The following is a 24,905-nucleotide window of genomic DNA, read 5'->3' on the forward strand; positions in this document are numbered from 1 at the left end:
TCATCATAGCAGCCGCATCTGCGCGCCTTCGGGCGGGCGGAACAGATCGGTACGCAGGGTCAGCCGTTCCGCCCCCAGCCCGGCGCGCTTGTGGGCCTTGATGAAGCGCGAGCGGATAAGGTCGGCCCACACGCCTTGTCCGCGCATCCGGCTGCCGAAATTGGGGTCATTGTCGCGCCCGCCACGCAATTCGCGGATGATGGTCATTACCCGCGCCGCGCGATCGGGATAATGGGCGTCGAGCCAGGCGCGGAAAAGCGGCGCGACTTCATGGGGAAGGCGGACGGGGATATAAGTGACTTCGCGCGCACCGGCGGCGGCGACGCGGGCGACGATATTCTCAATCTCATGATCGGTGATGGCCGGGATGATCGGGGAGAGGCTGGCATAGACCGGCACGCCAGCCTGCGCCAGTTGCCGGATTGCCTCCACCCGGCGTAGCGGATGCGGCGCGCGCGGTTCCAGCGTGCGGGCGACCGCCGGGTCCAGCGTCGTTACCGAAATCGCGACCGACACCAGCCTGTCGCGCGCCATGGCGGCGAGTAGATCGATGTCGCGCAGGATGCGGTCGGACTTGGTGGTGATGAACAGGGGGTGGCGGCATTCCGCCAGCAGCTCCAATATCGCCCTCGTAATCCTCCAATCCTTCTCGATCGGCTGGTAAGGATCGGTATTGGTGCCGAGAGCAATGGGCATGACGGCGTAATTTTTCTTCGACAGTTCGGCGCGCAGCAATTTGGCGGCGTCCGGTTTGGCGAATAGCTTTGTTTCAAAATCCAGCCCCGGCGACAGGTCATGATAGGCGTGGGACGGGCGTGCGTAGCAATAGATGCAGCCATGTTCGCAGCCGCGATAGGCGTTGATCGACTGGTCGAAACCAATGTCGGGTGACGTGTTGCGGGTGATGATCGTGCGGGGATGTTCGATCGTCACCTGCGTTCGGCGGCGGGGGACCGGGCCGTCAATATCGGCCACGGCGTCGAGCCAGTCACCGTCGGTTTCGCGTTGGGGCAGGGAAAAACGCACACTTTGCGTGTTGAGTGTTGCGCCTCTTCCTTTCTCTATTCCCATGAAGGAATAAGAACATAAAAGGAACAAAAGGTCAACCGGAAGTTCCGGTCAGCGCTCCGTCAGGCGGGGCATCAGTTCGACGAAATTGCAGGGGCGGAAGCGGCTGTCGAGCTGACTGGACAGGATGCCGTCCCATGCGTCCTTCACCGCGCCGGTCGAGCCGGGGAGCGCAAAGATGTAGGTGCCGCGCGCGACGCAGGCCGTGGCGCGGGACTGAATGGTGGAGGTGCCGATCGTCTGGTAGCTGAGCCAGCGGAACAGTTCGCCAAAGCCCGGAATTTCCTTGTCCTGCACCTGAGCCAGTGCTTCGGGGGTGATGTCCCGGCCAGTGACGCCGGTGCCACCGGTGGTCAGGATGACGTCGATGTCCGGGTCGTCGATCCAGGCATGGAGCCGGGCGACGATGGCGGATTTGTCGTCGCGCTCGATATAGCGGGCAGCCAATATGTGGCCCGCACTTTCGAGTCGTTCGACCAGCGTGTCGCCGGAACGGTCGTCCGCCGCGCTGCGTGTGTCTGATACGGTGAGGACGGCGATGCGGACGGGGATGAAGGTGCGGCTGTCGTCGATCGGCATCAGTCTGCGCCGCCGCCCATGCTGGCGCGACCGTCAGACTGGCTGAGGCGGACCAGCTTAACACCCTTGGCATTGGGAAAGGTCGGCCACATCCCCTGCGCCATGCCGGTCAGGCAGTCGGCGGTTCCCTTTGCCTGGATCTGGTACATCCAGTAATTGCGCATGACGATGTTCACATAGGCGCGGGTTTCATAATAAGGCAGCGATTCCATGAACAGCAATGGATCGCCCTTGTCCTTGACCTGCGCGTTCCAGCGTTCGACCGGCAGCGGCCCGGCATTGTAAGCGGCCATCACCTTGGGCAGCAGTCCGCCGGTGGCGCTCATGTCGCGCAGCGCTTCGAGATAGCGCTGGCCAAATTCCATGTTGGTGGATGGCACGAAAAGTTGTGCCGCCGACGCCAGTCCCATGTCGCTGCCGGTGCCGGGGCGCACCTGCATCAGGCCGCGCGCGCCCGCGCTGCTGACGACATCGGACCGGAAGCCCGATTCCTGCAAGGTGTGGGCGTAGATCAGCGAGGGATCGACCCGCCAGCCGCCATCTGGGCGCCAGTCGGGCGCGGGGAAACGGGCGAAGCTGGCCGGTTGCTTGCCCGCAGGGCCATTATGGGCAAGCCAGAGCTGGGTCGCGGGCAGGTTAAGCGCGCTCGCCAGGCGAAGCAGCGCGTCATATTGGCCGGTGCCGCCGATCTTCGCCTGATAGCGGAGCATTTCGTCGGCGCGGCCAGTATCGCCGATCGCGGCGAGGGCGATGGCGGCGCGGGCGTTGGGGCTGTCCTTGAGCGCCAGCCATTCAGCCTGGCCGAAACGGGTCGCGACCGGCGGCGCGCCGAGCGGCATCCCCAGCGATTCGCGCGCCAGAAGCCCATAGAAGGTTTCGTCCGAACGGGCGGCGAGTTTGAGATAATTGGCGACCTTGGGCGCTTCGCCGCAGACCATATAGGCGCGCGAGGCCCAATAGGCGCCAGCGGCGCGCATGTCGGCATTGGTGGCAAAGGCCGCGACATTGGCGAAGGCCGGGGCGGCGGCGCGGCAGTCATTCTGACGCCATGCGGCAAGGCCTGTGGTCCAGTGCGCTTGTACCGTCCAGTCGCCCCCGGTGCGCGTTTCGAGCGCGCGGGCGGCCATGCGGCGGGCATTGGCGTCGTCATTTTCGATATAATAGGCCCAGGCGACCCGCTGGCGCACTTCGGTCAGCCCTTCGGGCGTCAGGCCGGTTTCGCCAGCGGCCAGCAGCGCTTCGGCCCCGACCGGATCGTCGGCCTTGACGAAAGCCTGTATCTGACCCGCCAGCGCGATCGCCAGAGTGTCCGTCTTGGTCGATCCGACATATTCGCGCCGGGGGGCGGACCCCAGCCACACCATTTTCTGCACTTGCGGCAGAGTGGGCAGCATGGTTGCGCCGCGCTTTTCGGCGAGGCGGGAAAGCTGGTCCGCCTTGGGCAGCCAGGCGGCCTTGTTGATGAGGTCGAGCAGGTCGAACAGTTCAACCTTGGGCGATCCCTTGGCGAGATAGAGTTCGGACAAAGCGAGAGGACGCACGGCGTCCTGCGCATCCAGCGCATTAATCAGCGTTCTGGCTTCGGCCCATTGCTGGCCCTGAAGGGCGGTGAAGATGGCGCGATAGCTGGCCTTGGCGCCGTCGCCAATCTGAAGCGGGGAAGCGGGCGCGGCGGTGATTGCGGGAGAAATCGGGGCGGTCTCGGCACGGGCGGGCAGCGTTGCAGCCAGTCCCATCACCATCAGGGCCAGGCTGGACATTTGGGTCGCGGCACGAATCACGGGCGGACTTCCTCGATCAGGCTTTGCAGGGCGCGCCAACATTCCGCTTTCGCCGCTGGCTGGGTCAGCAGCAGGCGGGGATGAAATGTGGCGACGGCAGGCACAATGCCGCCTTCATGGTTAAAGTCGCGTAAACCATCGGCGGGCGTGGCGGCATCCGTCGGAAGCAGCGCACGGATCGTCCGATCGCCCAGCAATAGCAGACGGCGGGGCCGGGCGAGGGCGACATGGGCGCGCATCCGGTCGGCCACGGTGGAAAGATCAGCCGCCTCCACCATGCCGCCAGGCGGACGGGCGGTGAAGAGCGAGGCGAGATGAATGGTGGAGCGGTCCAGCCCGATCGCGCGCAGCATCGCGTCGAACAGGGCGCCAGCGCGATCGGCCAGCAATTGCCCCGCCGCCATATCCGCCGGATCGGGCAGGTCGGTCACGACCATCAGCGATGCGCCTTCGCCACCGGTCGGCAATATGGGTGCGCCGGGCCAGCGCCTTTCGGGCTGGGCAGGATCGGTCGCAAGCCAGCCAAGGAACGAATCGAGGCTTTGGGGCTTTTTTTCAATGGTGGCCGACGCCGCGACGGCGCGAATCGTCGCTTTTGGATCGGTGGCAGTCACAGGGCGCAACCAGTTGACCGGCGCTTCCGTCACGGCGCCATCTACGCCCGCGAGCGTCCACCACGCCATATAGGCGTCGGCAGCCGCCGCATGATCCTGCAATTCACCCCGCATACGATCATCTAGGGCCAGAGGTTGACGAGGGGGTCAAGATTCTTCATCGCCTTGGCTGGTAAAGTGTTGGAGTAATAAGGCGACTGGATGGACGGGGTGCAGCCCGCCGGTCGCCCATTGGAGGGTTTATGAGCGAACGGGAATCGATGCCCTATGACGTGGTCATCGTCGGTGGGGGACCGGCGGGATTGTCAGCGGCAATCCGGCTGAAACAGCTGGCCAATGACGCTGGGCAGGAACTGGCCGTGTGCGTGCTGGAAAAGGGGTCGGAAATCGGCGCCCATATCCTGTCGGGCGCAGTGATCGACCCCAGGGCGCTGGACGAATTGCTGCCAGAATGGCGCGACATGGGCTGTTCGCTGGCCGAGACGCCGGTGACGGATAATCAGCACTGGTTCCTGACCAAAAGCGGCAAGATGGCGATGCCGCACATCATGACACCGGGATGGATGCATAATAAGGGCACCTATACCGGATCGCTGGGCAACCTCTGCCGCTGGCTGGCGGAGCAAGCCGAAGGGCTGGGCGTAGAAATCTTCCCCGGCTTTGCCGCAGCTGAAATTCTCTACCATGAGGATGGCAGCGTGAAGGGCGTGGCCACCGGCGACATGGGCGTCGACCGTGAGGGTAATCATAAGGGCGATTATCAGCCCGGCCTGGAGCTGCACGCGAAATATACCTTCTTTGCAGAGGGCGCGCGTGGCCATCTGACCAAGATATTGAAGCGCCAGTTTGCGCTGGACGCAGACTGCGAGCCGCAGGTCTATGGGTTGGGCATGAAGGAATTGTGGGACATTGATCCTGCTATGCACAAGCCGGGCCTGGTCATCCACTCGCAGGGCTGGCCGCTGACCGATGCCTATGGCGGCGGCTTCCTCTATCATCAGGCCAATGGCCAGGTGGCGTTGGGCTTCGTCGTCGGGCTGGGCTATCGCAACCCGCATCTTTATCCGTTCGAGGAGTTCCAGCGCTGGAAGCAGCACCCGGAAATCCGCAAATTTCTCGAAGGCGGGCGGCGCGTCTCCTATGGCGCGCGGGCGATCAACGAGGGTGGCTGGCAGTCGATTCCCAAGCTGGTATTCCCCGGCGGCGCGCTGATCGGCTGTTCGGCGGGCTTCGTGAACGTGCCGCGGATCAAGGGCACGCATACGGCGATGAAGTCCGGGATGCTGGCGGCGGAAGCGGCCTTTGCCGCGGTGCAGAGCCAGCGCGGCAGCGACGTGCTGAGCGATTATGAAGATGTGCTGCGCTCCAGCTGGATCGCCGACGAACTGAAGCTGGTCAAGAATGCCGAGCCGCTGCTGAGCAAATTCGGCGGCACGATTGGCACCGTGCTGGCAGGCATCGACATGTGGATGCGGACGCTCAAGATCGGCCTGCCCTTCACGATGAAGCACAAGCCGGACAATGAGAATATCTGGCCCAAGGATGCCTGCGAAAAGATCGTCTATCCCAAGCCCGACGGCGTGGTGAGTTTCGATCGGTTGTCGTCGGTGTTCCTGAGCAACACCAATCATGAAGAGGACCAGCCGGTCCATTTGCAGCTGAAGGACCCTGCGATCCCGATCAGCTACAATCTGCCCCTTTATGACGAGCCGGCGCAGCGTTATTGTCCTGCTGGCGTCTATGAAGTGGTCGGTCAGGAAGAGGGCAATCCCCGCTTCCAGATCAACGCGCAGAATTGCGTTCATTGCAAGACGTGCGACATCAAGGACCCGACCCAGAATATCAACTGGGTCGTCCCCGAAGGCGGTGGAGGACCGAACTATCCCAATATGTAAGCGCCTGATCCCGTTCGTCCTGCTGACAGTCCCGGTGGCGATGCCCGCCGGGGCGTCGGTCGATCCCCAGGGCGCGCTGCACGCCTATGCGCGGGCGCGGCTGGCCGACGGGGATGGGGCGATGGGGCTGGCGGTGGACAGCTATCGCGCGGCGCTGACGCTTGATCCGGCCAGTGTTGAGGTGGCGCGGCGATCCTATGTCCAGGCGCTGGAAAGCGGCGACCGGGCGCTGGCGCTGCGATCGGCGGCGTTGCTGGAGCCGCAGGGGGCGCTGCCGCGCGACGGCACGCTGTTGCTGATTGGCGAGGCGCTGGGGCGCAAGGACTGGACGGGCGCGCGGACGCTGACGGCGCGGATGGTGGAGGAAGGGAATTTCTCCTTCCTCGCGCCCATCATCACTAGCTGGATCAGCCTGGGCGAGGGGCATTATGCCGCGCCGGTGGTGGCGGGGCAGGACCGTTATGCCGCTCTGGCGCAGCGTTATGTCGATGAGCATGTGGCGTTGCAGGCGCTGGGGCGCGGCGATCTGACGGCGGCGGTCCCGGCGATCCGGCGGGCGATCGTGCTGCGTGGCGGGGAGGGCGCGGCGTTGCGGCTGACGCTGGCGGCGCAACTTGCAGGGCGGGGCGCGAAGGCCGAGGCGCTGATGCTGTTGCCGCCGGGCGAAGCGGCGTTTGCGCGGGCGCGGGCCGATCTGGCGCGGGGCAAGGTGAAGGCGGCGGCTATCACGCCGGTACAGGGCTATGCCCGGCTCCTGTTGCGGCTGGCGGCCGATGTGGCGGCCGACCATAGCGGGACGGGGCTGGGCATCCGGCTGGCGCGGATCGCGACCTTTGCCGATCCGGCCGGGGCGGAGGCGCAGTTGGCAGCGGCGCGGCTGCTGAGTGTGAGCGGTCTGGCGCAGAGCGGCGTGGCTGAGGCGCGGAAGGTGCCGGTCAATGGCTGGTACGGCGCGCTGGGCCAGGCGGTGCTGGTCGATGCGCTGGCGGGGGCGGGTGAGACGCAGGCGGCGCTGGCGCTGGCACGATCGCTGGCGGCGGAACCGGGCGCGGGAAGCGATAGGCAGGTTCGGCTGGGGCGGTTGCTGGCGGATCTGGAAGATTTTGACGGCGCGGCGGCGGCGTTCCGGGCGGCGCAGGCGGGCTATGGCGAGGGCGAACTGCCCTGGGCGCTGTTGCTGTTCGAGGGTAGCGCACTGGAACAGGGCAAGCGCTGGGACGAGGCGCGGGTCGTGCTGGAGCGCGCAGCGGCGCTGGCCCCCAATGAGCCGATGGTGCTGAACTATCTGGGCTATGCGCAGATCGAGCGGCGGCAGAATGTGACGGCGGCGCTGGAATTGATCCGCAAGGCCAGTGCGCTGAAACCCCAGGATGCCTCGATCGCCGACTCGCTGGGCTGGGCGCATTATGTGACTGGCGATGTTGCAGGCGCAGTGCCGGTGCTGGAGCGGGCGGCGGCTGGTGCGCCGGGCGATGCGACGATCAACGAACATCTGGGCGATGCGCTGTGGAGCGCGGGACGACGGTACGAGGCGCGCTACGCCTGGGCAGCGGCATCGCTGTTCGCGCAGGGGGATGGCGCGGCGCGGATCGCGGCGAAGGTCGAGCAGGGATTGAAGCCAGAATATGCCGCACCCTGATCTGGACGCGGGCCTGATGATCGAAACCGCCTATGCCAAGGTGAATGTCGCGCTGCATGTGCGGGCGCGGCGGGACGATGGTTATCATGCGCTGGAAAGCCTGTTCGCCTTTGCCGAGCATGGCGACCGGTTGAGCGCGGTGGCGACCGATGACGGGGCGATCGATCTGGTGATCGACGGGCCGTTCGGCGGGGCGCTGGAGGCGGGACCGGGCAATCTGGTGGTGAAGGCGGCGCGGGCGTTGCAGGCCTATCTGGGCGAGCAGCGCGGCGCGGCGATCCGCCTGACCAAGATTTTGCCGGTGGCGTCGGGCATTGGCGGCGGGTCGGCAGATGCGGCGGCGACGCTGCGGTTGCTGGCGCGGTTGTGGGACGTGCGGATCGAGGCAGAGGAACTGGCTGGGCTGGCGCTCGATCTGGGGTCCGATGTTCCCGCCTGCGTCGCCAGCGTGACGCAGATGGTGACGGGGCGCGGCGAAGGGCTTCGGCGGCACCCTGTCGAGGGGCTGGAGGGGATGGCGATGCTGCTGGTCAATCCGGGGGTTGGCGTTTCGACGGCACAGATATTCAGCGGTTGGGACCGGGTGGATCGCGGGCCGCTCGATGCGGCGAGTCTGGAGGCGCTGGTGGCGCAGGGGCGCAATGATCTGGAAGCGCCCGCGATGGCAGCGGCACCGGTGATTGCGCAGGTGCTTCGCGCACTGGAGGGGCATCAGGGGCTGCGGCTGGCGCGTATGTCCGGGTCGGGCGCGACCTGTTTTGCGCTGTTCGACAGCGATGCGGCGATGGCCGACGCGGCGATGGCGGTGCAGGCGGCGCATCGCGACTGGTGGATGATGGAAACGCGGATCAGGACGGCATGAGCGAGGCTTTCACTCAGATTGACGGTGGCGGGCTGGACGTACTGATCATCGCGGATCATGCGTCGGCGCGGGTGCCGGATGATATTGACCTGGGCATCGACCCCGCATTGCTGGCCAATCATATCGCTATCGACATCGGCGTGGCGGAGGTGAGTGCGCTGCTGGCGGCGCAACTGGGCTGCACCGCGATATTGGGCGGGGTGTCGCGGCTGGTGATCGACCTTAACCGCGAGGCGGATGCGCCGGGCCTGTTGCCGGTGATGAGCGACGGCCATGCCATATCCGGCAATCGCGACGCCGATCTGGCGCAGCGGATGGTGCGGTTTCACCATCCCTATCATCATCAGGTCGAGCGGCTGTTGGCGGCGATGACCGCGCCGTTCATCCTGTCGGTGCATAGCTTTACGCCGCATCTGGCCAGCGATCCGGGGCAGAAACGGCCCTGGGAGATTGGCGTGCTCTATAATGAGGATGATCGCGCCGCGCGGATCGCGATCCCTTTGCTGGAGGCGGCGGGGCTGATCGTCGGAGACCAGCTGCCCTATTCGGGCAAGCAACTCAACGCGACGATGAACCGCCATGCCGAGGCCAATGGCATCCCCTATCTGGGGATCGAGATGCGGCAGGATCTGGTGGGGGACGCAGCGGGACAGCGGCGCTTTGCCGATATTTTGGGGCCGGTGGTGCTGGCGTGCCGGGGGGCTTTGACGTGAGATTTTTACTGGCCGGATGCCTGTTGCTCGCGGCCTGTGGCGGGGAAACGGGCAAGCTGGGCAATGAGGTGCAACCAGAGCAGGCTACGGGGACAGTTGATGACGGCAAGGCGGATTGCGCGATCGGCGCGGATGCAGCCTGGGCGCGGGATTGCCTGATCGAGCGGGCGGGCGAGATATTGACGATCCGCCATCCCGATGGCGGGTTTCGCCGCTTCCGGGTGCTGGCAGATGGGCGCGGTCTTGAGGCGGCGGACGGGGCGGAGATGGCGCAGTTGCAGATCGTCGAGGCCGGGCTGGTCGAAATCCGCATCGGCGGCGATCGCTATCGCCTGCCCGTAAAGGTCGCCGGATCGGCGCCATGAGTGCCGGAACGCCGATCCTGACCGTCGCGCAGATGCGCGCAGCGGAACAGGCTTTGTTCGATGCGGGCGTCGATGATTATGGATTGATGGAGAAAGCGGGCGCGGCGGCGGCGGAGATTATCTGGCGCGCAGGCGGCCTGCGCGACACGCTTATCCTCTGCGGGCCGGGCAATAATGGCGGCGATGGCTATGTGATCGCCCGGCTGCTGCGCGCGCGGGGCGTGCCTGTTCGGGTGGCGGCACTGGGGGAAAGCGGCACGACCTCCAGTCGCCGGGCGCTGGCGGCGTGGGATGGGCCGCTGGAGACGTTGGCGACGGCTGCGCCTGCGACGCAACTGGTCGATGCGCTGTTCGGCACGGGCCTGTCGCGGGGGCTTGATCCGGCGGTGGCGGCCCGGCTGTGCGACCTGACCGGGGCGGCGAGCCGCAGCTATGCCATCGACCTGCCGAGCGGCGTGGATACGGACAGCGGCGCGCTGCTGTCGGCAGTGCCGCATTTTGGCGTCTGTATCGCGCTGGGGGCGCTCAAGCCTGCGCATCTGCTCTATCCGGCGGCGGGGCATATCGGGCGGCTCGTTTGCGCGGATATCGGCATTCCGGCGTCGGACAGGGTTCATCGGCTGATGCCGCCTCGTCTCGCCGCGCCGGGAGCGGAGGATCATAAATATACGCGCGGGCTGGTCGCTGTGGTCGGGGGCGCGATGGCCGGGGCAAGCCTGCTGGCGGCGCAGGCGGCGGCGCGATCGGGCGCGGGGATGGTGCGACGGCTGGCGGCGGATGACCTGCGCCATGGGGCCGACGCTATCGTGACGCAGGAGGCCGGGACGGCCGAGGCGCTCCGCGATGGGCTGAACGATGCGCGGCTGGCGGCGGTGCTGGCCGGGCCGGGTCTGGGGCGCGACGCTGTGGCGCGAGCGCGGCTCGATGCTGTGCTGGGCTGTGGACATCCGCTGGTGCTGGATGCGGATGCGCTGACCCTGATCGGGGTCGATCAGATACCAGACGGTGCGATCCTGACGCCGCATGAGGGCGAATTTGTGCGGCTATTTGGGAACCTGCCAGGTAGCAAGATCGACCGGGCGCGGGCGGCGGCGGAGCGCAGCGGCGCGGTGGTGATCTACAAGGGGGCGGACAGCGTGATCGCAGCACCCGACGGGCGGGTGGCGGTGGCGTCCGGCGCGTCGCACTGGCTCTCTACCGCCGGGACTGGTGATGTGCTGGCTGGGCTGGTCGCCGGACGGCTGGCGGTGACCCGCGATCCATTTCGCGCGGCGGGCGAGGCGGTGTGGCTGCATGGCGATGCTGCGCGGCGGGCGGGCGCGGCTTTTATCGCCGATGATTTGCTTGCCGCGCTGCCAGCGGCTATCGCCGCGCGATTGTGACCGACACTGACCCAGACATCATCATCCGCATCGCCGCCAGGGGCGATGGCATCACCGCCGATGGCCGCCATGCCGCGCTGACCGCGCCGGGCGACCGGCTGCTGGCCGATGGCACGACCATCGCCGGGCCGCATCGCGTCGAGCCGCCCTGCTTGCATTTCCCGACCTGTGGCGGGTGCGAATTGCAGCATGTTGACGAAGTGAGCCTGGCCGATTTCGTCACTGGGCGCGTGGTTGGCGCGCTGGCGGGGCAGGGCGTCGTGGCGCAAACGGTGCTGCCACCGCATATTTCGCCACCGATGACGCGGCGGCGGGCATCGCTGCGCGCGGCGCGGGCGGGCAAGACCATCACCATCGGCTTTGCCGAAGCGGGCAGCCATACGCTGATCGACCTTCAGATGTGCGCGGTGCTGGACCCGCGCCTGTTCGCGTTGCTGGCACCATTGCGCGGGCTGCTGCGGCTGATCCTGCCGGACAAGCGGGCGGCGCATGTGCGCATGTCGCTGATCGACCAAGGCCTCGACCTGCTGCTGGAGGGCGTGAAGGTCGAGGGGCTGGCGGCGGACGAAGGGCTGGGCGACTTTGCGCGGACGCATGGGCTGGCGCGGCTGACGATCGACGAGGGCGACGGGCCGCAGACACGCTGGGAGCCGGAGGCTGCGACGGTGACGTTCGGCGGCGTGCCGGTGGCGTTCCCGCCCTTCTCCTTCCTGCAAGCCACGCCCGATGGCGAGGCGGCGCTGGTCGCGATGGTGCGGGACGCCATGCCGAAGATCGGCGCAGTGGCCGACCTGTTTTGCGGGCTTGGCACATTTGCTTTGGCTTTGGGCGCGGCGCGGCCGGTCTATGCGGCGGAGGGTGCGCGCGACGTGGTGCTGGCGCTCAAGCTGGCGGGACAGCGGGCGCAGCGGCGGATGGTGGCGGATCATCGCGATCTGTTCCGCCGTCCGCTTACGCCGGACGAGTTGAACCGCTTTGCCGCCGTGGTGATCGATCCGCCGCGCGCCGGGGCGAGGGAACAGGTGATGCAACTGGCTGCATCGGGCGTGCCGGTGATCGCCTATGTGTCTTGCAATCCGGCGAGTTTCGCACGGGACGCTGCGCACTTGCTGGCAGGCGGATATAGGCTGGATCAGGTCCGCCCGGTCGGCCAGTTTCGCTGGTCCACCCATGTCGAGATGGTCGGGATATTCCGCCGATAAGTCATTGTCCTGTCGCGAGGGTGACGCCGCGCCGCCACGCCTTCGGCCCGCTACCTCCCCTTGTAGTGCGGAGGAATCCCATATGACCTTTCGTTTATTTCTCAACGTCATCCTGAACTTGTTTCAGGATCCATCGTGCGCCAAAAGCTGCCGCTCGTGACGAGAAATGGACCCTGAAACAAGTTCAGGGTGACGAGTTAAGGTGAGCAGGGTTCCATATGCGATAGCCCTTCTCTTCCAGGTGAGGATTTGGCAGTTAAAAACTGTCCCTCGCTGCGGGGGGATGCAGCGAGGGACAGGCACCCTCTCCAAAGGGGAGCTTGAGCCTTTTAGCCCAGCTTGATGACAGTCGCGCGACGGCGGGCGGGCGCGGGTTCGGCGTAGAGGCTGGCCATCGGCTCGTCCGCTACCTCGACCACCGTTTCCGCCGTGAAGCCGTTGAAGCCGGTGCGCATGGCGCAGCCATAGGCACCCAGCATCCCGATTTCGATATAGTCGCCGGTTGCGACATCGTCGGGCAGCATGAACGGACCGACCATATGGTCCATATCGTCGCAGGTCGGACCATAGAAGGAAAAGCCGGTCATCGCCGCGTCGCTTTCCTCGTCGCGCAGCAGCACGACGGGGAAACGCCAGCCGATATGCGCGGCGTCGAACAAGGCGCCATAGGCACCGTCGTTGATGTAGAGTTCGGTGCCGCGACGGCGCTCTACCCGGACGATGATGGAGCTATATTCGGCGGACAGCGCCCGGCCGGGTTCGCACCACAGTTCGGAAGAATAGCTGACCGGCAGGCTTTCAAAGCCACGATGGATCGCGTCGAAATAATTTTCGAGCGCGACCGGCTCCATGCCCGGATAAACCGACGGGAAGCCACCGCCGACATCGATGATGTCGACCGTGACCGCCGCATCGACGATCGCCGCGCGGACCCGTTCGATCGCGTCGCTATAGGCCTGTGGGCTCATCGCCTGGCTGCCGACATGGAAGCAGATGCCAAGGGCATCGGCGGCCTGGCGGGTGGCCATCAGCAATTCGCGGGTTTCGCCCAGTTCCGCGCCGAATTTCGACGCGAGGGACAGTTCGCTATGTTCCGACGACACGCGCAGGCGGACGCACAGTTCCAGATCGGTTGCGTCGCCTGTGGCGCGCATGATCTTTTCCAGCTCGTCGATCGTGTCGAGCGAGAAGGTGCGCACGCCATGGATGGCATAGGCTTCGGCAATGGCTTCTTCAGCCTTGACCGGATGCATGAAGCAAAGCTTCGCGTTCGGCAGAGTTTCCGCGACAAGGCGCACTTCCGCGATGGAAGCGACGTCAAAGTGCGAGATACCGCTGTCCCACAGCGTCCGAAGCAAATCGGGCGAGGGATTGGCCTTTACAGCATAGAGCGAGCGCCCCGGAAACTTCTCCACGAAGAATCGGGCAGCGCGGGCCGCAGCCTGCGGGCGAATCAGCGTTACCGGTGCTGCCGGTGTGAGGGTGGTCGCTACCCCCAGCGCGCTAGGATGCTTGTGCAATTCAAGGGACCTCCAGTGTCGTTCATGGGCATAAAAAGCTGCCTTGCGGTGGAAGTCCCATGGGGCAGCGGACGGTCGCTATATGCGTAGGGGTCCCCCCTGTAAAGCGCATGTGTAAATTTTGTTGCGCGGGGGGCCATGAAGCGTGGCTCAAGAGAGGCGGGCCTTGAAATCCTGATAGGAAAAGGTGCGAATTTCCCTGAGTTTGTCGGTGGTTGAGTCCCAGAGCCAGATGGCGGGCAGGGGAACGCCGTTGAAGGTGTTGGTCTTGACCATCGAATAATGTGCCTGATCAAGGAAGGCGATCCGCGCGCCCGGTTCCGCGCCGCCGGGGATTCGATAGTCGCCGATGATGTCGCCAGCCAGGCAGGACGGTCCGCCCAGGCGCGTTTCGGGGCCGTCGGAGGGCTCATGGAGCATGGCAGGTCGATAGGGCGCCTCGATCACGTCGGGCATATGGCAGGTGGCGCTAATGTCGGTGATGGCGACTTCCATGCCATTGTCGATGACGTCGAGGATTTCGCCGACAAGGATGCCCGCGTCGAGCGCCATCGCTTCGCCGGGTTCGAGATAGAGGGTGAGGCCGGTCTGCGCCTTGATGCCCTGGAGGAAGGCGATGAGGTCGTCGCGCTGGTAATCGGCGCGGGTGATGTGATGGCCGCCGCCGAAATTGAGCCATTTGAGGCTGGAGATGTGCGGCAGGATATGCGGCTCGACCGCGGCCCATGTGCGCTCCAGCGGGGCCAGATCCTGTTCGCACAGATTGTGGAAATGGATGCCGTCCACACCAGTCAGATGATCGGGCGTCAGCTGGCTGACCGGGAAGCCCAGGCGGCTGTGCGGCTGGGACGGATCATATTTGGCGACTTCGCCTTCGGGGTTTTGCGGGTTGATGCGCAGGCCGATGTCGAAAACATGTCCGGCAGCGCGGGCGGCGTCGATCTGCGGCCGGAAGCGGGCGATCTGGCCTGGGCTGTTGAAGATGACATGGTCGGAAATGGTCAGGATTTCGGCGAGGTCGGCGGGTTTGTAGGCGGCGCAATAGGTGGCGACTTCGCCCTGATATTCCTCGCGACCGAGGCGGGCTTCGTAGAGGCCCGACGCGCAGACGCCGTCGAGATATTCGCCCACGACGCTGCCCAGCGACCACATGGAAAAGGCCTTGAGCGCGCCCAATATCCTGATCCCCGCGCGGTCGCGGACATCGGCGAGGATGGCAAGGTTACGCCGGATCGCGGCCTCATCCACCACGAAGGCGGGGGATGGGACGCGATACAGGTCGAAATGCGCGAAGGCGGCGGGATCGCCGGCTTTGGTTTCCATGAAACATCCTCCGCCACCTCGTCACCCCAGCGAAAGCTGGGGTCTCACTTCTTTGTGGCGCAACAGAAAAGGGCGATCCCAGCGTTCGCTGGGATGACGGGGTGTCAGAACGCCAGCGGCGCGTCCAGTTCCTTTACCTGCCAGGGCAGGCCATGCTTGTTGAGCATGTCCATGAAAGGATCGGGATCGAACTGTTCGATGTTGAACACGCCTTCGCCGCGCCATGCGCCGGTCAGCATCATCGCCGCACCGATCATCGCGGGGACGCCGGTGGTGTAGCTGACCGCCTGATTGCCGGTTTCAGCGTAAGCATCCTCATGATCGCAGATGTTGAGGACATAGACGGTTTTCTGGACGCCATCCTTGGTGCCGGTGGCGATGTCGCCGATATTGGTCTTGCCCTTTGTCGTCGAACCCAGGCTCGACGGTTCGGGCAGAACGGCCTTGAGGAACTGGAGCGGGATGATCTCCTTGCCCTCATAGATGACCGGGTCGATGCGGGTCATGCCGACATTCTGGAGGACTTCCAGATGCTTGAGATAGGCGTCGCCGAACGTCATCCAGAAGCGGATGCGTTTGATTTCGGGATAGAATTTGGCGAGGCTTTCCAGCTCCTCATGATACATGAGGTACATATTCTTGGGACCAACCTGATCAAAATCGAAGCTCTGCTTGTGGCTGAGCGCCGGGCCTTCGACCCATTCCCCGCCTTCCCAGTGACGCGACGGCGCGGTCACTTCGCGGATGTTGATTTCCGGGTTGAAGTTGGTGGCGAAATGCTGGCCATGGTCGCCGCCATTGCAGTCGAGAATGTCGAGCGTGTCGATGGTGTCGAGCAGATGCTTCTTGATATAGCTGGCGAACACGCTGGTCACGCCGGGGTCGAAACCCGACCCCAGCAGCGCCATGATGCCCGCTTCCTTGAAGCGGTCCTGATAGGCCCACTGCCAGCCATATTCAAATTTGGGCGTGTCGCGCGGTTCGTAATTGGCAGTGTCGAGATAGTCGGTCCTGGTCGCCAGACAGGCGTCCATGATGTTGAGATCCTGATAGGGCAGCGCCAGATTGACGACCAGCTTGGGCTGTACCTTCTCGATCAGCGCGATGGTAGCGGCGACATCGTCGGCATCCACCTGCGCCACATCGATGGTCACGCCGGTGCGGGCCAGCACTGATTCGGCGACCTTCTCGCAACTGACGATGCGGCGGCTGGCGAGGGTGATGTGCGAGAATATATCGCTGTTCATCGCCATCTTATGCACCGCGACCGACCCGACGCCGCCCGCGCCGATGACCAGAACCTTGCTCAATCTCGTCTCCATATGCTGTGCGCGGGCGTCCCGCGAAAGCGCCCATATAGGGGCTTGGGATGACAGCGCAAAGACGCAGTGCAATTGCCTTATCTTCGCCCATGCCCTTTAGGTCATGCCTGCATCCATCAGCCCGCCTCAGGCGTATCAGCGCCGCACCCCGACACTATTTGGGATGCGGAGATAGAAGAAGGATGCCCCCCATGAAATTTTCCCCCATGACGATCGCCCTCGCCAGCATCATATTGACGGCCAGCGGCGGCGGGATCGCCCAGGCGCAGATGGCCAAGAACCCGATGGTCGGCGGCGCTGCCATGTATCCCACCAAGGATATTGTCGATAATGCCGTCAACTCCAAGGATCACACTACGCTGGTCGCTGCGGTGAAGGCCGCAGGTCTGGTCGATACGCTCAAGAGCGCCGGGCCGTTCACCGTATTCGCGCCGACCAACGCCGCCTTCGCCAAGCTGCCCGCAGGCACAGTCGATACGCTGCTGAAGCCGGAGAATAAGGCGGCGCTGACCGGTGTGCTGACCTATCATGTCGTGCCGGGCAAGATGAACGCAAAGGACATCGCCGCCAAGGCCGCGGCCAATGGCGGCAAGGCCGTGCTGACCACCGCGCAGGGCGAAACCCTGACCGTGTGGCAGAAGGGCAATGACTGGTATGTCACCGACGCGAAAGGCGGATCGGCCAAGATCACCATCGCCGACGTCAATCAGTCCAACGGCGTCATCCACGTCATCGACACGGTATTGATGCCCTGATCCCTGTCAAAATGATGTGATGGCCGACGGGCCGATGGCTGCCCCCTTGCCATCGGCCCGTTTGTTTTGCGGGTTAGAAACTCGCGCCGTCGACCTTGGTGATGGTCAGAGCGTCGATGTCGATCGACGGGACGCAACGCAGGTTGATCGCGCGCATCGGTGCCGTGGCGGATTGGCCGAGCGCAAAGGGCTCGGTTCCGCAGGTGCGGCAGAATTGATGCGTGATGGCGTGCTTGTAGAAATGATAGTCGGTCACATGGTCTGCGCCGCTGTCGATCATGAACTGGTCGGCAGGGACGAAGGTGAGGACCAGCCCCTTGGCATGGCAATGGGAACAGTTGCAGGTCATCGCTTCGGTCGGCGCGTCGGCGGCGACGGTGAAGGTGACTGCGCCGCAGTGGCAGTGTCCGGTGTAGGGCATGGGGTGGGTTCCTTCGTCGGACTAACTTCAAGGAAATAAGGAAAACAGCATTAGTTTAGCAAAATGGCTGACATCATGTCCGCCAAATGCGTCTGCGAGATATCCAGATGAAGATAGGGTATAAGCAGACCCCCAGCCAAACCGCAAAATTCCATTGGGCATCTTGGCGGATACGACAGCGTTGCTCTGGGCAATGCGCGGTTATGAGAGCCACGAGAAATACGATTGTCAACCATACTAATGCATAACATATGGTCGCGACGATTAGATCGCGCTTGCTCAACGATTTCCGGGTCATGCGGCGTTGTAGCGGAGAAAAGTAGCGCCGCAAATCTTCAATTTCTGATCCCAACATCCGTTCGCCCTGAGCCTGTCGAAGGGCCGCACTTTTCTCGCTACGTTACAAAGAAGGACGAGGCTTCGACAAGCTCAGCCCGAACGGGTGTTGGGATAGCGGGTCAGCGGACCAGTTTCTTCAATCCCTCCACAGTATCCGCCTCCGCCGCTGGTTTGTCGCGCCGGATACGGGCGATCCTTGGGAAGCGCATGGCGAGGCCCGATTTGTGCCGCTTACTGTCGTGGATGGAGTCGAACGCCACCTCCAGCACCAGCGTCTTTTCCACCTCCCGCACCGGGCCGAAGCGGGCGACCGTGTTCTGGCGGACGAAGCGGTCCAGCCATTTCAATTCCTCGTCAGTGAAGCCGCTATAGGCCTTGCCCACCGGATGCAGCTCTCCGTCCGCCGTCCAGCAGCCGAACGTATAGTCCGAATAGAAGGAGGAGCGTTTGCCGTGGCCGCGCTGGGCGTACATCATGACGCAGTCGGCGGTCAGAGGATCGCGTTTCCATTTATACCAGAGCGCCGCCTTGCGCCCGGCGACATAAGGGCTGTCGCGGCGCTTGAGCATCACGCCTTCGATCGCGGCGTCGCGGGCGCCGGCGCGGATGTCGGCGAGGGCGTCGAAATCGGCGGCGTCGATGATGGCGGACAGGTCGAAGCGGGTGGTATCGAGACTGGGCATATAGGCTTCGAGCCGGGCGCGGCGTTGCGCCCATGACAGGGCGCGTAGATCCTCCTCACCCTCTAGCAGCAGGTCGTAGAGGCGGACGAAGGCGGGATAGTCGGCCTGCATCTTCGCGCTGACCAGCTTGCGGCCGAGCCGTTGTTGCAAGGCATTGAAGGAGGCAGCCTCTCCACCCTGAAACTCGCCGCGTACCAGTAACTCGCCATCCAGCACGGCATGGCCGGTGAAGGCGGCGGCGATTTCGGGGAAGCTGGCGGAGATATCGTCGCCCGCGCGGCTGTAGAGGCGGGTGTCGCTCCCCGTGCCGACGATCTGGATGCGGATGCCGTCCCATTTCCATTCGGCGGCATAGTCCGCCAAGTCCACGCTGTCGGCTTCGAGCGGGTGGGCGAGCATGAACGGGCGGAAGAAGGGTGTTCCTGCCGGATCGGGGCGGGCGGCGCGGCCTTCGGCCCAGTCGAACAGGGCGGTGTAGGGCGGCGAGAGGGCGTGCCAGACCTGTTCCACATCATCGACGTCCAGGCCGAACGCCTGCGCGAAGCCGGTCTTGGCCAGGCGGGCGGAGATGCCGACGCGCAAGCCCCCGGTGGCGAGTTTGAGCAGGGCGAAGCGGCCTGAGGCGTCGAGATGGTCCATCATCTGCGCCAGCGCATCGGGCGCGGCGGCGCGGCTGGTGGCGTGGAGGCGATCGACCACGGTCGCGAGCGTCAGCGTGCCATCGTCCAGATCGGGCGGTTCGCCAGGCGGCGGGGGCCAGAGCAGGGCGACGGTTTCGGCAAGGTCGCCAACATAGTCGCGGCTCATTTCATAGAGAACAGGATCGACGCGGGCGCGGATCATCTCACCAATGGCGGAGGATTTGACCGCCTTTAGGTCCAGATTGCCGGTGAGCGCAGCCAGCGCCCAGCCGCGATCCGGGTCCGGCGCGGCGCGGAGATAGGCGGCGATCAGCGCGAGTTTGCCGTTGCGCGAGCGGGTATAGACGAGCGCGTCGAGGAGTTGGGAGAAGGGTCTCATCGAGAGGCACCCCGATCCGTTCGGGCTGAGCGAAGTCGAAGCCTTCTACTGAGCGGAGCGAAGGGGCTTCGACTTCGCTCAGCCATACCCTTCGACAGGCTCAGGGCGAACGGCTTATAAAAGGTGGTCACCCTTCCTCCTCCTCATCGTCCCGCCCGACCAGTGCTAGCGCCCGCGCCCTGATCTGGTGGGTCATGCACCAGTGGAGCAAAGCTTCCTCGCGCCCGTGGGTGATCCAGGTTTCGGTGGGGGCCACCTCGCGGATCGTGTCGGTCAGTTCGTCCCAGTCGGCATGGTCGGACAGGATCAACGGCAGTTCTACATTCTTCTGCCGGGCGCGCTGGCGCACGCGCATCCAGCCGGACGCCATCGCGGTGATCGGATCGGGCAGGCGGCGGCTCCAGCGGTCGTTGAGGGCGGAGGGCGGGGCGACGATGATCGCGCCGCGCATATCCTTTGCCGCGACGCCGGTGGCTGGGCGCAAATCGCCCATCTCGACACCGAGTTCGACATAAAGATTGCACATGCGTTCCATTGCGCCGTGGAGGTAGATCGGGTCGTGGTGACCGCGGCCGCGCAGTTCGCAGATGAGCCGCTGCGCCTTGCCCAGCGCATAGGCGCCGACCAGCACGGAGCGGTCAGGATTGGCGTGAAGCGCGGCGAGCAGCCGGTCGATCTCGCTGCCCGTATCAGGGTGGCGGAAAACGGGCAGGCCGAAGGTCGCTTCGGTGACGAAGATGTCGCAGGGGACCGGCTCGAACGGCAGGCAGGTGGGGTCGGCGCGGCGCTTGTAATCGCCGGTGACGACGACCCGCTCGCCCGCATGGGTCAGGACGATCTGCGCCGATCCCAGCACATGGCCGGCGGGCATATAGCGGATGGTGACGCCGCCCAGCCGGATTTCCTCGCCATAGCCGACCGGGGTGCCGGACGCGGTGCCATAGCGCAGCGCCATGATCGCCAGCGTTTCGCGCGTTGCCCAGACATGGCCATGGCCGCCGCGCGCATGATCGGCATGGCCGTGGGTGACCAGTGCGCGTTCGCGGGGGACGGACGGGTCGATCCACGCATCGGCAGGGCGGACATAAATGCCGGTGGGGTGGGGTTCGATCCAATGGGCCATATAGGTCCAGAAGATGTGAGAGCGCCGCCGGTTCCGCAAGCTGGTCCCCAACATTCTAGTCACACCGACGTAACGCTATCGTCACGGTGGCGACGCGCAGTTGCCCTATGGGCCACGCCACGACCCGATAGCGAGGAGGCTTGAACAGCATGGCGGCACCGGCCCATAAAAAGATCACGCGCGCGGTGCATCGCCACCGTCATCTGTCGAAGCAGGGGCTGCTGGAGCGGGCCTTTACCTTTGCGTTCCGGGGGCTGGTCTATGCCCAGATTTGGGAGGACCCGGCAGTGGATATGGAGGCGCTGGCGATCACGCCCGACTGCCATGTCGTGACGATCGCATCGGGGGGCTGCAATGTCCTGTCCTATCTGACCGCCGATCCGGCGAAGATCACCGCCGTGGATCTGAATACCGCGCATATCGCGCTCAACCGATTGAAGCTGATGGCGGCGCGGACATTGCCTGATCATGCGGCCTTTCACCGTTTCTTCGCGCAGGCGGACAGCCGCGAGAATGTCGCGGCCTATCGCGACGTGGTGGCCCCGCATCTGGACGAGGCGACGCGGCGTTACTGGGAAGGGCGCGACCTCATTGGGCGGCGGCGGATCGGCGGGTTCGCGCGCGGCATTTACAAGCATGGCCTGCTGGGGCGCTTCATCGGTGCGGCGCATCTGCTGGCGCGGCTGCATGGCGTCAATCCCCGGCGGATGCTGGACGCCACGACGCTGGCCGAGCAGCGGGTGATTTTCGAGGCGGAGCTGGCGCCGATTTTCGACAAGGCATTTGTGCGCTGGCTGACCAGCCAGCCCGCATCGCTCTTTGGTCTGGGCATCCCGCCCGCGCAGTTCGAGGCGCTGGCGGGCGATGATCGGATGGACGCGGTGTTGAAAGCGCGTCTCAAAAAACTGGCCTGTGATTTTGATCTCAAGGATAATTATTTCGCGGTGCAGGCGTTCGGGCGGGGCTATGCCGCCAATGACGCTGCAAGCGAGGGGCCGTTGCCGCCCTATTTGCAGGCCGCCAATCATGACGCGGTGCGGGCGCGGGCGGACCGGGTCGATGTGCGGCACGTCAATTTCACCGATTTCCTGCGCGAACAGCCCGCCGCGTCGGCGGATCGCTACATATTGCTCGATGCGCAGGACTGGATGGACGACGATCAGCTGAACGCGCTGTGGGCGCAGATCACGCGGACGGCGAAACCAGGCGCGCGGGTGCTGTTCCGCACGGCAGGGGAGCCAAGCATCCTGCCCGGACGGGTCGTGGACGCGGTGATGGACCAGTGGGCGTATCAGGCCGATGCGTCACGCGATTACACCGCGCGCGACCGGTCGGCCATTTATGGCGGCGTGCATCTCTATGTGCTGAAGGACGCGCAATGAGCGACCATGGGCGGTTGATGGACGGCACCTATCGGTGGCAGCGGCATATCTATGATATCACGCGCAAATATTATCTGCTGGGGCGGGATGGCCTGATCGCCGATCTGGCCCCGCCGTCGGGTGGCAGCGTGCTGGAAATTGGCTGCGGCACCGGGCGCAACCTGATTGCGGTGGGGAAGGTCTGGCCCCATGCGCGGCTCTATGGCGTCGATATTTCGCAGGCGATGCTGGGTACGGCGCAGATTGCTGTGGAGCGGGTGGGCATGGCCTGCCGCGTCAGGCTGGCGCGGGGCGACGCGGTGGATTTCGACCCGCAAGCGCTGCTCGGGCGGGCGACGTTCGACCGGGTGTTCATCAGCTATGCGCTGTCGATGATCCCCGACTGGGAGGCAGCGTTGCGCCAGGCCGCGCTCTGTGTCGCGCCGGGCGGGCGGCTGGAGGTCGTCGATTTCGGGCAGCAGGAGCGGCTGCCGGGGGCCTGGCGCGCGGCCCTGTTCGGCTGGCTGGCGCGTTTCCATGTAACCCCGCGCGCGGTGCTGGGCGATGCGATCGAGGCGGTTGCGCGGGACGTTGGCGGCGAGCCGAGCGTGCGGGCGCTATATCGCGGTTATGCGGTGCGGGGTGGGGTCGCGATAGGGCAGATGCCCTCATCCAACTTCGCCTAGCCTCACTCCGTTCGGCAAGGCTTCGTATCCTTCTCCCTTAAGGGAGAAGGATTTGGCGCTCACGCCGCTTTGCGTTCCGCGAGTTCCAGGTCCAGGCGCGACCAGATTTCCACCAGCGCCTTCACCAGATCGCGCATCATCGCTTCGGTGTGGGCGGGGCCGGGGGTGAAGCGGAGGCGTTCGGTGCCGCGGGGGACGGTGGGGTAATTGATCGGCTGGACATAGGCGCCATATTCGGCGAGCAAAATGTCGCTGATCCGCTTGGCCTTGACCGGGTCACCCACCATCAGCGGGACGATATGGGTGACCGTATCCATGACGGGGAGGCCGGATTCGGCCATGAGTTGCTTGAGCAGGGCGGCGGACGCCTGCTGGCCCTCGCGTTCCTCGCTGGAGCCCTTTAGATGGCGCACGCTGGCCAGCACGCCCGCGACCAGCACGGGGGAGAGCGAGGTGGTGAAGATGAAGCCGGGCGCATAGCTGCGGATGACATCGACGATCATCTGGTCAGCGGCAATATAACCGCCCATGACGCCGAACGCCTTGCCCAGCGTCCCTTCGATGATGGTCAGCCGGTCCGCGACAGCATCCCGTTCCGAAATGCCGCCGCCGCGCGCGCCATACATGCCCACGGCATGGACTTCGTCGAGATAGGTAAGCGCGTTGAACTCGTCGGCCAGGTCGCAGATCGCGGCGATCGGCGCGACATCGCCGTCCATCGAATAGACGCTTTCGAACGCGATCAGCTTGGGGGCTTCGGGATCTTCGGCCTCCAGCAATTCGCGCAGATGATCGACATCATTGTGGCGGAACACGCGCTTTTCGCAGCCCGAATTGCGGATGCCCGCGATCATGCTGGCATGGTTCAGCTCGTCGGAAAAGACGATGCAGCCGGGCAGCAGCTTGGCCAGCGTGGACAGCGTCGCCTCGTTCGAGACATAGCCCGACGTGAACAGCAAAGCCGCATCCTTGCCATGCAGGTCGGCCAGTTCGCCTTCCAGATCGACATGATAATGAGTGTTGCCACCAATATTGCGGGTGCCGCCGGACCCGGCGCCGACATCGTGCAGCGCCTCTTCCATCGCCGCTACGACCTTGGGATGCTGGCCCATCGCGAGATAGTCGTTGGAACACCAGACGGTGATAGGCTTGGGGCCATTATGGCCGTGAAAGCAGCGCGCATTGGGGTAGGCACCCCGGTTGCGGAGGATGTCGATAAAAACCCGATACCGGCCTTCTTCATGGAGACGGTCGATCGCCTGCGCAAAGATATGCTTGTAGTTCACGCTCGCCCTATCCCTTGACAACCCGCATCCTTTGGTCGGCCATTTACCGGCAGATGGCGCGCTTTACCAGCGCTAACCGTTCGCAGACATAGGGAGAAATACCGATCAGTGATATTGGACCTTTTGTCCAAGAGACGGAATCAAAGCTGTTCGATCCGATTGAGGCCATAGCGGGCGAGCGCCGGGGCCAGCGCGCGGACATGATCATCGACCCGTGTGAACACGGCGATGCCCGGCGCTGGCGCGTCAGGCCAGGGCTGGCCCTGCGTCAGAAAGGCGATGCGCCGGGCGATCCCCTCGCCGCCATGGACGAAGGTCAGCGGACGGGACGCTGCGGCGGCCAGTTCCGCCTCTACCAGCGGAAAATGGGTGCAGGCCAGCGCCACGGTATCCATCCGGTCGCCGCCCGGCTGGTCGGTCAGGCCCGCCAGCGCGGCGCGGGCAATGGCGGGATCGAGCGGTTCACCACGCAGCTTGGCTTCGGCCAGTTGCACCAGCGCAGCGCAGCCATGGCGCAGCATGATGCAATCCGCGCCATGTTCCGCCGCCAGCCGATCGACATAGGGCTGACGCACCGTGGCGTCGGTCCCCAGCACACCGAACACACGGGTTCTGGACGCCAACGCGGCCGGTTTTATCGCCGGAACGGTGCCGACCACCGGAATGTCGAGCGCGGCGCGCACATGGCTGAGGGCGATGGTCGATGCGGTGTTGCAGGCGATGACGGCCAGGCGCGGGCGATATCGCTCCACCAACCGCCCCAGCAGCGCCGGCACCCGCGCGGCGATCTCCGCCTCGCTCTTGGTGCCATAGGGGAAGCCCGCGCTGTCGGCGGCATAGACGACCGGCGCAGTCGGTATTAGTGCGCGAGCGGGGGCCAGGATGGACAGCCCGCCGACGCCGGAATCGAAAAAGAGGATGGGAGCTTGTGGCGCGACCGTCATTATGGAGCGACATGTCGCGGGA

At 64.9% G+C, this 24,905-nt stretch carries 22 protein-coding genes; 10 read left to right on the forward strand and 12 right to left on the reverse strand.

Translation table 11 applies throughout. The features are described 5' to 3' along the window. Nucleotides 1–3 precede the first annotated feature (3 nt). From ACODR8_RS13360 to ACODR8_RS13375, 4 genes are read right to left on the reverse strand one after another with little or no spacing between them, the layout of a single operon-like run. On the reverse strand, nucleotides 4–1,071 hold the full coding sequence (locus ACODR8_RS13360) for a PA0069 family radical SAM protein (protein ID WP_489007700.1): 1,068 nt from the start codon (nucleotides 1,069–1,071) through the stop codon (nucleotides 4–6). 48 nt (nucleotides 1,072–1,119) lie between these two features. Further along, the gene (gene moaB / locus ACODR8_RS13365; RefSeq protein WP_489007701.1) at nucleotides 1,120–1,647 is read right to left on the reverse strand and encodes a molybdenum cofactor biosynthesis protein B; all 528 of its coding nucleotides are present in this window, start codon (nucleotides 1,645–1,647) and stop codon (nucleotides 1,120–1,122) included. Next, complete coding sequence (locus ACODR8_RS13370; protein WP_489007702.1) at nucleotides 1,647–3,428, reverse strand: lytic transglycosylase domain-containing protein; 1,782 nt, start codon at nucleotides 3,426–3,428, stop codon at nucleotides 1,647–1,649. The genes moaB and ACODR8_RS13370 overlap by 1 nt, the downstream gene beginning before the upstream one ends. After that, nucleotides 3,425–4,156, reverse strand: a complete 732-nt coding sequence (locus ACODR8_RS13375) for a uracil-DNA glycosylase family protein (RefSeq protein ID WP_489007703.1) — start codon at nucleotides 4,154–4,156, stop codon at nucleotides 3,425–3,427. The genes ACODR8_RS13370 and ACODR8_RS13375 overlap by 4 nt, the downstream gene beginning before the upstream one ends. Nucleotides 4,157–4,284: 128 nt before the next feature. On the opposite strand from ACODR8_RS13375, the gene ACODR8_RS13380 reads away from it, so the two are divergent. From ACODR8_RS13380 to ACODR8_RS13410, 7 genes are read left to right on the forward strand one after another with little or no spacing between them, the layout of a single operon-like run. Beyond that, on the forward strand, nucleotides 4,285–5,937 hold the full coding sequence (locus ACODR8_RS13380) for an electron transfer flavoprotein-ubiquinone oxidoreductase (RefSeq protein WP_489007704.1): 1,653 nt from the start codon (nucleotides 4,285–4,287) through the stop codon (nucleotides 5,935–5,937). A 19-nt stretch (nucleotides 5,938–5,956) separates the two neighbouring features. Next, nucleotides 5,957–7,576, forward strand: a complete 1,620-nt coding sequence (locus ACODR8_RS13385; protein WP_489007770.1) for a tetratricopeptide repeat protein — start codon at nucleotides 5,957–5,959, stop codon at nucleotides 7,574–7,576. Next, a complete protein-coding gene (locus ACODR8_RS13390; protein ID WP_489007705.1) occupies nucleotides 7,563–8,438 on the forward strand; it encodes a 4-(cytidine 5'-diphospho)-2-C-methyl-D-erythritol kinase in 876 nt (291 codons plus the stop codon). The genes ACODR8_RS13385 and ACODR8_RS13390 overlap by 14 nt, the downstream gene beginning before the upstream one ends. Next, a complete protein-coding gene (locus ACODR8_RS13395) occupies nucleotides 8,435–9,151 on the forward strand; it encodes an N-formylglutamate amidohydrolase (protein WP_489007706.1) in 717 nt (238 codons plus the stop codon). The genes ACODR8_RS13390 and ACODR8_RS13395 overlap by 4 nt, the downstream gene beginning before the upstream one ends. After that, nucleotides 9,148–9,516, forward strand: a complete 369-nt coding sequence (locus ACODR8_RS13400) for a hypothetical protein (RefSeq protein ID WP_489007707.1) — start codon at nucleotides 9,148–9,150, stop codon at nucleotides 9,514–9,516. Before ACODR8_RS13395 ends, ACODR8_RS13400 begins: the two co-directional genes overlap by 4 nt. After that, the gene (locus ACODR8_RS13405) at nucleotides 9,513–10,898 is read left to right on the forward strand and encodes an NAD(P)H-hydrate dehydratase (protein ID WP_489007708.1); all 1,386 of its coding nucleotides are present in this window, start codon (nucleotides 9,513–9,515) and stop codon (nucleotides 10,896–10,898) included. The genes ACODR8_RS13400 and ACODR8_RS13405 overlap by 4 nt, the downstream gene beginning before the upstream one ends. After that, a complete protein-coding gene (locus tag ACODR8_RS13410) occupies nucleotides 10,895–12,100 on the forward strand; it encodes a class I SAM-dependent RNA methyltransferase (RefSeq protein WP_489007709.1) in 1,206 nt (401 codons plus the stop codon). The genes ACODR8_RS13405 and ACODR8_RS13410 overlap by 4 nt, the downstream gene beginning before the upstream one ends. Before the next feature lie 329 nt (nucleotides 12,101–12,429). Here ACODR8_RS13410 and ACODR8_RS13415 read toward each other — a convergent pair whose 3' ends face one another. The 3 genes from ACODR8_RS13415 to ACODR8_RS13425 form a co-directional block, all read right to left on the reverse strand. Beyond that, nucleotides 12,430–13,620 carry a type III PLP-dependent enzyme gene (locus tag ACODR8_RS13415; RefSeq protein ID WP_489007710.1) on the reverse strand — a complete coding sequence of 397 codons (1,191 nt, stop codon included), beginning with the start codon at nucleotides 13,618–13,620 and terminating at the stop codon, nucleotides 12,430–12,432. A gap of 150 nt (nucleotides 13,621–13,770) precedes the next feature. Further along, nucleotides 13,771–14,943 (reverse strand): carboxynorspermidine decarboxylase, encoded by a 1,173-nt coding sequence (locus ACODR8_RS13420; protein WP_489007711.1) that lies wholly within the window; start codon nucleotides 14,941–14,943, stop codon nucleotides 13,771–13,773. Between the two features lie 104 nt (nucleotides 14,944–15,047). Continuing rightward, nucleotides 15,048–16,253, reverse strand: coding sequence for a saccharopine dehydrogenase family protein (locus ACODR8_RS13425; protein WP_489007712.1), 1,206 nt, complete (start codon nucleotides 16,251–16,253; stop codon nucleotides 15,048–15,050). A gap of 203 nt (nucleotides 16,254–16,456) precedes the next feature. Here ACODR8_RS13425 and ACODR8_RS13430 point away from each other — a divergent pair, with 203 nt between their 5' ends. Then, the gene (locus ACODR8_RS13430) at nucleotides 16,457–17,020 is read left to right on the forward strand and encodes a fasciclin domain-containing protein (RefSeq protein WP_489007713.1); all 564 of its coding nucleotides are present in this window, start codon (nucleotides 16,457–16,459) and stop codon (nucleotides 17,018–17,020) included. A gap of 73 nt (nucleotides 17,021–17,093) precedes the next feature. On the opposite strand, the gene ACODR8_RS13435 is transcribed toward ACODR8_RS13430, so the two are convergent. From ACODR8_RS13435 to ACODR8_RS13445, 3 genes are all read right to left on the reverse strand, one after another. Beyond that, nucleotides 17,094–17,441, reverse strand: a complete 348-nt coding sequence (locus ACODR8_RS13435; protein WP_489007714.1) for a GFA family protein — start codon at nucleotides 17,439–17,441, stop codon at nucleotides 17,094–17,096. Between the two features lie 458 nt (nucleotides 17,442–17,899). Then, nucleotides 17,900–19,483, reverse strand: coding sequence for a cisplatin damage response ATP-dependent DNA ligase (locus ACODR8_RS13440; RefSeq protein WP_489007715.1), 1,584 nt, complete (start codon nucleotides 19,481–19,483; stop codon nucleotides 17,900–17,902). A gap of 127 nt (nucleotides 19,484–19,610) precedes the next feature. Continuing rightward, nucleotides 19,611–20,606: a ligase-associated DNA damage response exonuclease gene (locus tag ACODR8_RS13445; protein ID WP_489007716.1), complete on the reverse strand. Its 996-nt coding sequence runs from the start codon at nucleotides 20,604–20,606 to the stop codon at nucleotides 19,611–19,613. A 149-nt stretch (nucleotides 20,607–20,755) separates the two neighbouring features. Here ACODR8_RS13445 and ACODR8_RS13450 point away from each other — a divergent pair, with 149 nt between their 5' ends. Then, nucleotides 20,756–21,988, forward strand: coding sequence for a BtaA family protein (locus ACODR8_RS13450; protein ID WP_489007717.1), 1,233 nt, complete (start codon nucleotides 20,756–20,758; stop codon nucleotides 21,986–21,988). Beyond that, a complete protein-coding gene (locus ACODR8_RS13455; RefSeq protein WP_489007718.1) occupies nucleotides 21,985–22,653 on the forward strand; it encodes a class I SAM-dependent methyltransferase in 669 nt (222 codons plus the stop codon). The genes ACODR8_RS13450 and ACODR8_RS13455 overlap by 4 nt, the downstream gene beginning before the upstream one ends. Nucleotides 22,654–22,712: 59 nt before the next feature. Here the strand turns inward: ACODR8_RS13455 and hemA are convergent, their stop codons facing one another. Both hemA and murI read right to left on the reverse strand, forming a co-directional pair. After that, nucleotides 22,713–23,939 (reverse strand): 5-aminolevulinate synthase, encoded by a 1,227-nt coding sequence (gene hemA / locus ACODR8_RS13460; RefSeq protein WP_217674892.1) that lies wholly within the window; start codon nucleotides 23,937–23,939, stop codon nucleotides 22,713–22,715. Between the two features lie 140 nt (nucleotides 23,940–24,079). Then, nucleotides 24,080–24,883 carry a glutamate racemase gene (murI, locus tag ACODR8_RS13465; RefSeq protein ID WP_489007719.1) on the reverse strand — a complete coding sequence of 268 codons (804 nt, stop codon included), beginning with the start codon at nucleotides 24,881–24,883 and terminating at the stop codon, nucleotides 24,080–24,082. Between the last annotated feature and the right edge of the window lie 22 nt (nucleotides 24,884–24,905).

The sequence above is a fragment of the Sphingobium sp. FG58 genome, assembly GCF_057809055.1.